The sequence below is a fragment of the Sporosarcina obsidiansis genome, assembly GCF_009651005.1.
Lineage (GTDB): Bacteria > Bacillota > Bacilli > Bacillales_A > Planococcaceae > Sporosarcina > Sporosarcina obsidiansis.
Window position 1 is genome coordinate 97,976 of record NZ_WHVW01000007.1, and the last position, 12,322, is coordinate 110,297.

Genomic DNA, 12,322 nt, shown 5'->3' on the forward strand with positions numbered 1-12,322 from the left:
TCATTCCTTACTGTTACAACCCTAACTCTTTCAAATACTTCTCCATCTCAGCTTCGACAACGGCTAATTCCTTTTTAATGTCCGCGATATTTTGTTTCACTGCCTCCATATCGACTGGTGCTTCTTCCTCAAACGTATCAACATAACGAGGTATATTTAAATTATAGTCATTTTCTTGGATTTCTTTTTTAGTCGCTTTATATGAATACTTATTAATCGTTTCACGGCTATCATATGTAGCAACGATTTTTTGTAAGTCCTCTTCGCGTAGCTTGTTCTGATTTTTACCTTTTTCGTAGTTACCCTCACCTGATGCATCGATAAACAGTACATCTTCACGCCCGCGATTTTTCTTAAACACCAGAACACACGCTGGAATGCTTGTCCCGTAGAACAATCCTTCTGGCAAACCGATTACTGCATCGAGTAAATTCATTTCAATGATTTCTTTACGAATTTTACCTTCACTTGCACCACGGAATAAAACGCCGTGCGGTAAAATTGTCGCCATCGTACCATTTTCAGCTAATGAATAAAGCATATGCTGTACAAATGCATAGTCACCTTTAGATGTTGGTGGTACGCCCCATTCAAAACGACGGTGTTGGTCTAAGCTTGCTTCCATTTTAAACTTCTTGTCTGAGTTGCTATCACCTGCAAAGCCCATTGCCCATTTGTCTAATGAGAACGGCGGGTTGGCAACAATTTTTTGGAACTTCATTAATTTGCCGTCCTCTAAATGAAGTGGGTTTGCTAATGTGTCCCCCCATTCGATTGAAGCGTCATCAATACCGTGTAAATACATATTCATTAATGCTAAAGAATGGGTTGCACCGTTACGCTCTTGTCCGTAAATTGCTACTTTATTATTTGGTACTTGTTTCGCAACGCGGATCAACAATGAACCTGATCCACATGTTGGGTCGTAAATGCGGTCATTTTCTTGTGGCTTCACTAAACGTGCTAATAATTCGGATGCCATCGTTGGCGTATAGAACTCTCCGCCCTTCTTTCCAGCGTCAGATGCGAACTGCTCAATCATATATTGATAGGCGTTGCCGATAATATCTTCATTACCTATGACTGACGGCTTTAAGTTTAATTTGTTCATATCTTCTAATAATGTGCGCAGCATCGCATTACGCTCTTTCGTTTTTCCTAAAACTGCTTCATTATTGAAGTCGATGTTACGGAATACACCACGAAGCTTACCTGTATTTTCATCCTCAATACGCGCTAATAATTTATTAATGATGTCGCCTATTTCAGCGTCAGTACGTTTGCTGTACAGGTAATCGAATGTTGATTTTTCATCTAATACAAAGCGCTCACGTGTTAAGGCACGTTGAATACGTTGTTCGTCACCGTTATATCGTTCTGTATATTCTTGTAAATGCTCTTTGTATGAATCGCTCAAATATTTAATGAACATCATTGTTAAAATGTAGTCTTTATAAATACTTGAGTCGATTTTTCCGCGGAACGTGTCCGCGGCCTGCCATAATATACTGTTAATTTGATCTTGCGAAACTTTCTCTGTCATGTGATTTCCTCCTGTTAGATCCCTTGAAGCACTTTAGTTGTCTGTGCTTGGAACAACTTTTCTTTCTCTTCTATTAACTTTTTTAGTAGCTGTTTTTCTTGTAAATGAAGCTTGTACAATTGCACCATATTCCGTTGCTTTTCAATATCGATTTGCTCAATTAAAATCGAACTTAATGTCGCTTTATTCGTACTTGGAATTTTCGTTCCCGACTGTCCTTTTTCCAGCTCTTTCTTTACAAAAGTCGTATTTAAATACCACGCAACAAATTCAGGTAAAAAGAAATCAACCTGAACCTTGATTACTGCAAATGTAGAAGGTATTAACAATCCTGATTTGGTTTTATCAATATACACCGCAGAAAATGGATAGTTTAAACGGAACAGTATATCTCCTTCTTCTGTAAAGTGTTGCGGACTTAGTACATCATTACTTTGAAATTGCTCGAACGGTTCATTTAATGCATCAATATTTTTCAGTGTAAACATATTGTATGTCGCTCTTACTTCGTTCTTATTCATCGCCTTTTTGCGCGTAATGACCATGCCTGCACGTATATCTGCTATATCTCCTAATTGCAAAAAACACACCTCCATTTCGTTAAATACATCATTTAACTTTAAAGTTAAATACATCATATAACAAAATAGATACATTTGTAAAATGTTTTATTCGTTTTTTCATATTGTTACAAAGGCAACAAAATCAATTCAATGAAGCGCAGCAACTTTATGTGCAAATTTCTAATCGAATTGTGATTATAATCGTTACTCTAATCTAATTAGGTGTAGATTCGTTAATATAATCAGCAATCTAATTTATATCATATTTTGTTTCGCCATCATGTCGGCATAGCTTTCATATGCAAGATTGGAGTTGGATTGTAGCATTCAAATCGTGGACAATTATGTTTTATTCAAATTTTGCGAAGAGATTATTTAATGGGTTTTCAAATTGTTTAGGCGCTTTTGGATAATTCTTTGGGATACATACGGGATTGATTCCCAAGCTTTTTAGTAGGCGCAAAGCCTTTTTATACTTATATGGAGTTATATGCTTTTTAGGGGTACTTAAGCTGTACGAAGATGTCTTAAGGAGGAATTCTTTTAAAAGTGCCTTATCAGAGGATTTTAGCGACGTACACTGAAGCATACGCTCAACTTCTGAATACTTATAGTAAGTTCCTTGGGGATAGATAGGAATTAAATATTGACGGAGGTAATCATAATAGCGACTTTCAATAAAATAATTTGCCAATTTCATTGGGATCGGTTTTGGACAGCGCTCGCTTGCTTTATAGTATAAATGTTGATACATCAATCTCACTTCAAAACGTACCACGTCTTTTTCGTAATCTTGAATATCGCATTCTTTAGCTTCCCTTTCCGCTTCTTTGTCATATGCAGTCGTTACAATTGCGCGCGAGCTATGATAAATAGTTGTTTTATACTTTTCAAACTTCCCTGATTCATTTTTCATACCACTATATTTTTGTTGAAAGCGATAACGCTCGACATGTTTCGTAATTAGATGGAAATATAACTCGCGCATATGTTTATTTGGTAAAATCAGATCATAACGATAATCAATACGCGTTAATATATGCTCGCTGTAAAATGTCGTATGTGAAAATAAAATCATAAGCAATTCCTTAACACGTAACTCTATTTCATAATAATCCGATTCTCGTATGTCTGCTTTTTTTAACAGGAGAACCGCATCTACAACTAACGACAAGTAATTATTGCCACTATTTCGCTTTACTTGTACAGTAAAAGCATTATTAAAATATTCTCCGTAATTCTTTTGTATATATTCATTAACCGCCTTATAGCTATAATCGATTGTATTTTCTAAAACATCAATATCCTTCTCAACAAGCGGAAATTTCATTTGAAATGTATGAATCATATAGATTTCTCCTTTCGCAAAAATAGTAGCATATTTTCAGTTCGGGATTATCTTAACTATTGATACAATAAGATTTTAACTACTTTTTTTATCCCGACTCAACTATTATTATTCCTTTCTTATGCGCGAGATTTTTTTTGGTTTAACAATGATTATACAAACAAAGAACTTTTTGAAAAGTCCTTCCGATGTCGTACCTTGTTCTATGCTATAAAAAAGCCCGAGGACAATTACGTCCTCGGCTCAACAGCATGCCTTCCCTTGAAAGCACTTATTAAATTCCCAATCTCGCAAAGTTCGCGCCACATTGTTTGTTCATTCCAGTCTAACTCCGCAATCCGTTCAATTAAATTAATTACCTGCCTCGTTTCCTCCTCAGTTAAAATCTTGTCCGCAACGCGCAACGGCGACTTGAACATTAACGAATAAAGATCTACTACTTCTCCTTCCTGTTCAGCTAACTCTTCTGCCAGCGTCAATATATCTACCTTTAACGCACGAGCGAGTTCCACTAAAATTGGGAAAGACGGACACTGCTTCTCGCTGCGCTCCAAGCGTGAAATATACGATGGGCTAATCCCTGTCGCCGAGCTCAACTGTTGCAACGTCATTCCCCGAGCCTGGCGCAAACGCTTCAACTTCTGTGCAAATGCTTCATCAAATACCTTTACTGCTTTCACTTCTTAACCCCTCCTAACATATACCGCTATGGTACACCTTAATTTGTTTTTATATATTTTAGAAGCGAGTCTGATTTTAATAACTACAATTTCCGTCAAAGTAATATTTTTTTAACGCCGTGAACCGCATTGGCTTAAATTTAATGAAGCTGGATGCGTCTGTTCTTCTTATATTTTTTTAGAAAATCGAATTTTATTGTTGACAACAGATAAAATATTTTGTAAATTAGAGTCAAAAATTGAATATAGCAATTTAACATATAGATTTTTGTTTAATATTTTTTGATTTTTTTAACTGGTTTATTTGAATGTACATGTTTTTATTTAGAATGCTTTTTAGCAAGTAAAGGGTAAAGTGTGCCCATTTATAGGCTAATTGTGTGTTCTAAGTATGAATGTACCTTTAAATAAGACAGTTTTTATTTTGTTTAAATAATCCTTCCGCTAAAGAAACCACTTACATATCGCGAAAGGAGGAACACACTATATAGTTACATTTGTAACAGTATTAACATATTAACCAATTGATTAGGAGGTCAATCTAAATGGAATTAAATGCATTAGATATTCAATCAACCACACAAACGATTGTCTTGAATACACTCGCCGAATTACTGGAGGAAATTATAAACACTAAGAAAGATGGACCAAAAGAATGGATGTCCATTGAAGAAGCATGCCAATATATCAATATCTCCTACAACACCTTCAAAAAGTTCCGCCTCATGGGACTAAGAGTCTCTGAAATTGATGGCGTCAAACGTGTATCGAAAAGCGAAATTGATCGCTTCCTTCTTGAACATTCATTTTAACCCTCGCTGTAAAACAACTCTCTCATTAGCATCCTGCTAAATCAAATTCCCATTATCATAACTAAAAATAACTTACGGTGGAAAATTACGCTAATTTTTAGACAACTCTAACCCGTAATTTTATAATAAAGGTGTTACTTCAATTAAGTAACGCTGGTTATATTCCCTTTGTAATTTGTCCCCGTAATTATAGGAGGAATACTAACTATGCCAAGAAAATCAAACGCTTCGATTTACCCATATAAGAAAAACAGAAAAACATATTACTATATTAAACCTTACCTCGGGATAGATCCTTTAACTGGAAAGAAGAAAACCACAACTATTAGAAACTTTAAAACAAAAAAAGAAGCGGAAATCGCTTTAGCTCGGATTAAACTTGAAGTAAGTAAAGGTACGTACAAAAAGCGTTCATATGAAACATATCGTGAAATGTATGAGGCTTGGGTAGAAACCTATAAAAATAATATCGAAGAGAACACACTCAATAAAACATTAAAATACTTCGAGCATCATATTCTTCCTGAAATTGGTGACTACCGCATTGAACAGTTAAATGTGGACATTTGTCAAAAATTTGTTAATAAGCTTCATGAAAAATTAGTGAAGGCTGGTGCTGTAAAAGCATATGCTTCGAAGGTGTTAGATTACGCCGTTAAACGTGATCTGATTCATTCAAATCCATTTAAATTAGTAGAAATGCCCAAAAAGCGTGCCCCTAAAAAGAGCGTGAATAGAGTGGAACGCAATTTCTATACGAAGGAAGAGCTGAATAAACTCCTTTCTATTATGAAAGAGGAAACTAATCGTAAAGCATACGTTGCAATTCATATTTTGGCTTTCACAGGGATGCGTAAAGGTGAATTATTAGCCCTTACTTGGGAAGATATTGATTTCGAGAAAAAGGAAATGACAATCAATAAGGCGATTGCACGCGGATTAGAAAATACAATGTACGAGAAATCAACAAAAACGGGTGTTAGCCGAACGATTAGCTTAGATGATGAAACGATTAACTTGTTACAAGAGTGGCAAATTGATCTTAAAAAAACTTTAGGTCGCAATTTTAAAAAGAAAAAGCAGTTAGTAATGCCGAATGAAGAAAACAATTATTTGCAACCTACTAAAACACGCAAGTGGCTCAATTATGTAATTGATAAATATAAACTTCCGCCACTTACAACTCACGGTTTACGGCATACCCATACGTCAATGCTTATTGAAGCTGGGGCAAATATGAAACAGGTGCAACAGCGACTCGGACATTCGGATATTAAAACGACAATGGACATCTACACGCATCTAAGTGCGCATGCTGAAAAAGAAACGGTTAATTTATTCACCAACTTCTTAAAATCGTGACCATAAATTGACCATCCCTTTGACCAACTAAGGATGAAATTGAATGAAATTAGATGAAAGTAAATGGATCTCTAAAAAAGCGAAAAACCCTTGAATACCAAGGGTTTTGAGATTCATTGAAATCAAATGAAATTCAATGAAATCCATATTATGGAGACGGTGGGAGTCGAACCCACGTCCAAAGGCTCTGCTACTTCAGCGTCTACGCGTGTAGATTGATTACTTGGTTTCGCGCAAGCATTATGCCATCAATCAGGGCGTCCTGTGCGCTATCCTGGGAATCTCTTCTGACAGCCTCAGGAGGCAGATGTCAGCGTAGCTCACTAATAAGTGAACCTGACGCCTCCACATGAGCGATGGAAACGAAAGGTAGATTCAGTCAGCTTACGCTGCGAATGCTAAGTTGTTGTTTGTTTTGCCAGTTATTATTAACTGTCGTTTCTGACGGAGACGATCCCTCCGACGCGCAACTCAAGCCCAGACCACCCCTGTCGAATCCGTAACGTCCCCGAAGGAAAGTTCGGAACCCACTTCCATTTGTCACTTTCAAATGGCGGGTCGTACTTGAAACTACTTATAGTATACAATAATTTTGTGCTTTTATCAATCTTGTTGTTTGGCTTTGAATGCCCGCTGCATATCTCGCTTATGCTCTTTTTCCTTCAAGTCTTGGCGCTTATCATAGAGCTTCTTCCCTTTACCGACACCGATCAACACTTTCGCAAAACCGTCTTTCACATACATTTTCAGCGGTACGATCGAATACCCATCTTGTTTCATTTGCCCAACCAATGTACTGATCTGTTTTTTGTGCAGTAATAGTTTACGAGCACGCAATGGATCATGGTTGTGGATATTTCCTTGTTCGTATGGGCTGATGTGCATGTTGGAAATCCATGCTTCGTTATTCCGAATGAGCACAAATGCATCGCGCAACTGTACTTTTCCTTTTCGAATCGACTTAATCTCCGTACCTTTTAGCACAATTCCCGCTTCAATGGTCTCTTCAATTGCGTAATCATGATTCGCTTTTTTATTGATGGCAAGTACCTTACCAGAACCTTTAGCCATACTTCATTCCTCCCTATTTTTATCAATCACATCTCGGTGTGATTGCATCTGGATTCATCAATTGTCTTCTGCTGAATCCAGATGAAGACTGGAGCAAATGATCTCCAGCCTTATTTTCTCTTTGGTTTCTTTTTCGATTTCTTCGCAACGCCTTCATAAAATTTCTTTTTCGGCTTTTCGTACTTCTTGTTGCGTTTGTCGCCATCTTTTTTACCTCGGCTACCGCCCGAACCTTGTTTCTGTCCTTGTCCTTTGCTTCTACCCGACTGGATCACTTTAGGAGCATCTCTTCGGGAGCTTCGGACATTTTGCTTCATACCGACAATTTCAAAGTCGACTGCTTGCTCTTCCGGCTTCACTGAAATCACACGCACTGTCACTTCGTCACCGATACGGAACTGTTTACCTGACCGTTCCCCGATCATCATCATTTGGCGATCATCAAATCGATAATAGTCATCGTTCATGTTTTGTACATGGACAAGTCCTTCTACGGTATTCTCTAACTCCACGAAGATTCCGAAGTTCGTAACAGATGAAACGACTCCTTCAAATTCTTCCCCAACTTTATCCACCATAAACTGTGCTTTTTTCAGCGCGTTGGTGTCGCGTTCTGCATCTACCGCACGACGTTCACGTTCAGAAGTGTGCTTCGCAATTTCAGGCAAACGTGCAGACCAGTGACTAATCGTTTGCGAAGATAAATCCTTATCAAACAAATACGTTCGAATCAAGCGATGAACGATTAAGTCTGGGTATCTTCGGATCGGGGCTGTGAAATGCGTATAGAAATCCGTCGATAAGCCAAAGTGTCCTAAGCTCTCTTCATTATATTTCGCTTGTTGCATTGAACGTAATAACATAGTGGAGATGACCGATTGCTCTGGCAAGCCTTCAATCGACTCTACGATTTCTTGTAACGCGCGAGGGTGTACTTGATTGCCTGTTCCTTTGACAACAATTCCGAAGTTCGTCAAAAATTCAAAGAAGCGCTGTAACTTTTCTTCTTTCGGATCTTCGTGAATCCGATAGAGGAACGGTACTTGTAGCCAATGGAAGTGCTCTGCAACCGTTTCGTTCGCAACGAGCATGAATTCTTCAATCATGCGTTCGGAAACAGTTCGTTCAACGATGACGACATCTGTTGGCCAGCCTTCTTCATCCACCAGAATTTTAGATTCTTTGAAATCAAAGTCAATAGCACCACGATCTTGTCGTTTCTGACGGAAAATAGCCGCTAGCTTCGCCATATCGTGTAGCATCGGTACGATCTCTTCATATTTCTTCGATAATTCTTCATCTTGATGGTCAACGATTTCGTACACATCCGTATAGGTCATTCGATAATTCGAATTGATGACACTTGGATAAATCTCATGTTCCACCACTTTACCGTTCAAATCCACTTTCATTTCACACGTTAGGGTCAAGCGATCCTCACCTGGATTCAGCGAGCAGATGCCATTGGATAAACGGTGTGGAAGCATGGGGATCACACGGTCTGTTAAATAGACACTCGTCCCGCGATCAGCCGCTTCTGCATCCATCGGAGAATTTTCCGTTACATAGTAACTGACGTCTGAAATATGAACGAATAAACGGTAAGACCCGTCATCTTCTTTGACAAGTGATATCGCATCATCCAAATCTTTCGCATCAGCTCCATCGATCGTAATCGTCATGTCATTGCGAAGGTCTTTCCGCTTGAAAAAGTCCTCTTCCTGAACCGTCGTAGGTACACGCATCGCATGGTCCATCACTTCTTGCGGAAAATCGACAACAATTCCATGCTTATGGATAATAGATAAAATATCTACACCCGGATCATTTTTATGACCCAGAATTTGTTTAATAATTCCCGTTGCAGATTTTAATTCATTTGGCCAGTTCGTAATTTCCACGATCACTTTTTGACCATCAACGGCATCCAGCGAATGACCTTTTTCGATGAAGATATCCATAGGTAACTTCTTATCATCCGGCAGTACAAAACCAAAACTATTTTGCGCTTGATACGTACCGACCACACTCGTTGTTTTCCGTTCCACGATTTTCGTAATCGTTCCTTCTCGGCGATCTCCTTGCGAACTTCCTGACACTCGGACGAGTACGATATCGCCATTCATGGCCCCATTCACTTCATGTGGCGGGATGAAAACATCGTCCCCTTCCACTTCTTCTGGTACAACGAAACCAAATCCTTTGGCATGTCCAATAAATTTCCCACGGGCCAAATTCATTTTTTCCGGCACACCATAGCGGTTTGTACGTGAGCGAACTACGGTTCCATTTTGTTCAAGTTGCACGAGCATCTTGACAAGTTCTTTAAATTCTGCCGCCTGTTCCATTCCAAGCTCCTCTTGAATTTCATGGACAGTGAGCGGCTTGTAGGATTCTTCTTTTAATAAAGACAAAATCCGGTCTTGTAACTCTTTTTCAAATGCGTCCAAACAAACATCTCCTCCTTTATTTCTTACTATTTGTATCTTCCCCTGTTTTTACTCTTGCCAATCAAGGGATTCCAGAAATTGCAGTACATTTTCGTGAAGTTGCTGTTTTTCTGGTCCAAGTGTGATGACGTGTCCTGATTCTTCATACCACTGTATCTCTTTGTCCGTAGATTCCGCTTCATCATAAATGATTTGAGCAGAATTCGGGTCGATAATTTCATCGTGTCTTGCTTGAATGACAAGGAGTGGCGTATAGATTTGATTGACTTCCTGCCGAACGCCTTCTACCATCGCTCGCAAATCACTCAGACCCGGCATCGACTTGGTTTGTAAGTCGGCCATCTCTTGCTCGATCTGCACGTCACTTTCACCTGCAAACTTTTTATAATCACGTGCGTATTTCAACACACCTTGATACATGATTTCTGTCGTTTTCATCGTCATAGGCGCACACATCGTTACGACGCCCTTTAACGGGAATTCAGCAGCCAGTTTCAATGAAAAAACACCACCAAGGGATAGTCCCGCCACCGCGATCTCCTCATAGCCTGCGTCTTTCAGCTGGTTGTATGCAGAAAGTACATCTTCCCACCACTGATCTGGAGTCGTCTCGATCAATTCTTCTGGTGGTACACCGTGTCCTCTGTAATGAGGAGCTAATGACGTATAATTATATTTTTCAAGGAACCGGCCGAGCATCCGAACATCTGCGGATGTACCTGTAAAGCCATGTAATAGTAATACAGCGCGTTTGCCGTGTTCAAAGAAAAACGGTTTGGGTTGGGCAATTCGCATTGTCTCTCGATCCTTTCTACGAAAAGCGCCTGACCGTTCAGGTCAGGCGCTTGCTTTTTTATAGTTTCATAATCGCAATTGTTAAGACAAAAAATAAGACAGATAGGACGATCGTAGTTCGTTGAAGAACTAAGTCTAATCCACGTGCTTTTTGTTTACCGAAAAGTTGTTCTGCCCCTCCGGAGATGGCTCCTGACAGTCCTGCACTTTTACCGGATTGCAATAATACGACAACAATTAATGCTATAGCTACGACTACAAGCGATGCTGTTAAAACGGCATGCATGTTTTTCCACCTCCAAAATAGCAAGTCACAACATTTCTATTTTAACAAAGCTATTGCATCGGCACAACCTTTTGTTGCTAATTATGCCAGATGACATCGATTCCATCTATTACTTGTTCAAGTTATAAAACGTGTTTTTCCCTAAGTATTGAGCCGTTTCAAACAACTGATCTTCAATACGAAGCAATTGGTTGTATTTTGCGACACGATCCGTACGAGACGGTGCACCTGTTTTGATTTGTCCAGCGTTCGTAGCTACTGCAATATCAGCGATGGTAACATCTTCTGATTCACCAGAACGGTGAGAGATGACAGCTGTATAGCCTGCACGTTTCGCCATTTCAATCGCATCGAATGTTTCTGTCAATGTACCGATTTGGTTTACTTTGATTAGAATTGAATTACCGATTCCTTCTTCAATTCCGCGAGAAAGTTTATCTGTATTTGTTACGAATAAATCGTCTCCGACAAGCTGTACTTTCTTACCAATGCGTTCTGTTAATAGCTTGTGGCCAGCCCAGTCATTTTCATCTAGACCGTCTTCAATTGAAACGATCGGATATTTTTCACAAAGCTCTTCATACCAAGCAACCATTTCTTCAGATGTTTTACGAACATCTTCACCTGCTAAGTAGTAATTTTTTTGATCTTTATCGTAGAATTCAGATGAAGCTACGTCCATTGCAAGCAACACTTCTTCACCTGGTTTGTAGCCCGCTTTTTCAATGGCTTCAAGAATCGTTGTTAATGCTTCTTCATTTGATCCTAGATTCGGAGCAAATCCACCTTCGTCACCAACAGCTGTGTTCAAACCTTTATCATGAAGTACAGATTTTAGGCTATGGAAAATTTCTGTGCCCATACGTAATGCATGACGGAAGGATTCTGCACCTACTGGCATGATCATAAACTCTTGAATATCCACGTTATTATCCGCGTGCTCTCCACCGTTTAAGATATTCATCATCGGTACTGGTAATTGTTTCGCATTAAATCCGCCCAAATACTGATACAGTGGAACATCTAAATAATCTGCAGCTGCGTGAGCAACCGCCATGGAAACACCTAGAATTGCATTCGCTCCTAGCTTTCCTTTATTTGATGTACCGTCTAATTCGATCAACGCTTTGTCAATAACGACTTGATCTAGAACCGAATAGTTTTCTTCTAGTTCTGCAGAGATCACTTCATTCACATGATCAACAGCTTTCAAAACACCTTTTCCATTGTAACGATTTTGATCGCCATCACGTAGTTCAACTGCTTCATATTCACCCGTGGAAGCACCGGATGGAACGATCGCACGCCCAAATGCACCACTTTCTGTGAATACTTCTACTTCTACAGTTGGATTTCCTCGTGAGTCTAAAACTTCTCTAGCTTGAATATGTGTAATGATTGGCATGATGATC

At 39.1% G+C, this 12,322-nt stretch carries 11 protein-coding genes and 1 other RNA gene; 2 read left to right on the forward strand and 10 right to left on the reverse strand.

What is annotated here, in order from left to right; all coding sequences use genetic code 11:
- Window positions 1–13: 13 nt before the first annotated feature.
- The 4 genes from GD002_RS08035 to GD002_RS08050 form a co-directional block, all read right to left on the reverse strand.
- The gene (locus tag GD002_RS08035; RefSeq protein ID WP_153731837.1) at window positions 14–1,543 is read right to left on the reverse strand and encodes a type I restriction-modification system subunit M; all 1,530 of its coding nucleotides are present in this window, start codon (window positions 1,541–1,543) and stop codon (window positions 14–16) included.
- 14 nt (window positions 1,544–1,557) lie between these two features.
- Window positions 1,558–2,124, reverse strand: a complete 567-nt coding sequence (locus GD002_RS08040; RefSeq protein WP_153731838.1) for a restriction endonuclease subunit S domain-containing protein — start codon at window positions 2,122–2,124, stop codon at window positions 1,558–1,560.
- Between the two features lie 331 nt (window positions 2,125–2,455).
- On the reverse strand, window positions 2,456–3,454 hold the full coding sequence (locus GD002_RS08045) for a hypothetical protein (protein WP_153731839.1): 999 nt from the start codon (window positions 3,452–3,454) through the stop codon (window positions 2,456–2,458).
- Between the two features lie 230 nt (window positions 3,455–3,684).
- Window positions 3,685–4,134 (reverse strand): helix-turn-helix domain-containing protein, encoded by a 450-nt coding sequence (locus GD002_RS08050; protein WP_153731840.1) that lies wholly within the window; start codon window positions 4,132–4,134, stop codon window positions 3,685–3,687.
- A gap of 545 nt (window positions 4,135–4,679) precedes the next feature.
- Between GD002_RS08050 and GD002_RS08055 the strand changes: the two genes are divergently transcribed.
- Both GD002_RS08055 and GD002_RS08060 read left to right on the forward strand, forming a co-directional pair.
- Window positions 4,680–4,946: a helix-turn-helix domain-containing protein gene (locus tag GD002_RS08055; protein WP_153731841.1), complete on the forward strand. Its 267-nt coding sequence runs from the start codon at window positions 4,680–4,682 to the stop codon at window positions 4,944–4,946.
- 207 nt (window positions 4,947–5,153) lie between these two features.
- Complete coding sequence (locus GD002_RS08060; protein WP_153731842.1) at window positions 5,154–6,308, forward strand: site-specific integrase; 1,155 nt, start codon at window positions 5,154–5,156, stop codon at window positions 6,306–6,308.
- Window positions 6,309–6,456: 148 nt separating this feature from the next.
- Here the strand turns inward: GD002_RS08060 and ssrA are convergent.
- The 6 genes from ssrA to eno all read right to left on the reverse strand — a co-directional run bounded on the left by ssrA (window position 6,457) and on the right by eno (window position 12,315).
- Window positions 6,457–6,818, reverse strand: a transfer-messenger RNA (tmRNA) gene (ssrA, locus tag GD002_RS08065).
- 93 nt (window positions 6,819–6,911) lie between these two features.
- Window positions 6,912–7,379: an SsrA-binding protein SmpB gene (smpB, locus tag GD002_RS08070; protein WP_153731843.1), complete on the reverse strand. Its 468-nt coding sequence runs from the start codon at window positions 7,377–7,379 to the stop codon at window positions 6,912–6,914.
- A gap of 110 nt (window positions 7,380–7,489) precedes the next feature.
- Complete coding sequence (gene rnr, locus GD002_RS08075; protein WP_153731844.1) at window positions 7,490–9,829, reverse strand: ribonuclease R; 2,340 nt, start codon at window positions 9,827–9,829, stop codon at window positions 7,490–7,492.
- 48 nt (window positions 9,830–9,877) lie between these two features.
- Window positions 9,878–10,624 (reverse strand): alpha/beta hydrolase, encoded by a 747-nt coding sequence (locus tag GD002_RS08080; protein ID WP_153731845.1) that lies wholly within the window; start codon window positions 10,622–10,624, stop codon window positions 9,878–9,880.
- Window positions 10,625–10,682: 58 nt separating this feature from the next.
- Window positions 10,683–10,910 (reverse strand): preprotein translocase subunit SecG, encoded by a 228-nt coding sequence (secG, locus tag GD002_RS08085; protein WP_153731846.1) that lies wholly within the window; start codon window positions 10,908–10,910, stop codon window positions 10,683–10,685.
- Between the two features lie 109 nt (window positions 10,911–11,019).
- Entirely contained in the window at window positions 11,020–12,315 is a 1,296-nt protein-coding gene (gene eno, locus GD002_RS08090; protein WP_153731847.1) for a phosphopyruvate hydratase, read from the reverse strand.
- Between the last annotated feature and the right edge of the window lie 7 nt (window positions 12,316–12,322).

Bases quoted from the DNA above. Each gene is read 5' to 3' on its own strand.
- GD002_RS08035 (WP_153731837.1), bottom strand. From the start codon at position 1,543: ATGACAGAGAAAGTTTCGCAAGATCAAATTAACAGTATATTATGGCAG.
- GD002_RS08045 (WP_153731839.1), bottom strand. From the start codon at position 3,454: ATGATTCATACATTTCAAATGAAATTTCCGCTTGTTGAGAAGGATATT.
- GD002_RS08055 (WP_153731841.1), top strand. From the start codon at position 4,680: ATGGAATTAAATGCATTAGATATTCAATCAACCACACAAACGATTGTC.
- GD002_RS08060 (WP_153731842.1), top strand. From the start codon at position 5,154: ATGCCAAGAAAATCAAACGCTTCGATTTACCCATATAAGAAAAACAGA.
- smpB (WP_153731843.1), bottom strand. From the start codon at position 7,379: ATGGCTAAAGGTTCTGGTAAGGTACTTGCCATCAATAAAAAAGCGAAT.
- GD002_RS08080 (WP_153731845.1), bottom strand. From the start codon at position 10,624: ATGCGAATTGCCCAACCCAAACCGTTTTTCTTTGAACACGGCAAACGC.
- secG (WP_153731846.1), bottom strand. From the start codon at position 10,910: ATGCATGCCGTTTTAACAGCATCGCTTGTAGTCGTAGCTATAGCATTA.
- eno (WP_153731847.1), bottom strand. From the start codon at position 12,315: ATGCCAATCATTACACATATTCAAGCTAGAGAAGTTTTAGACTCACGA.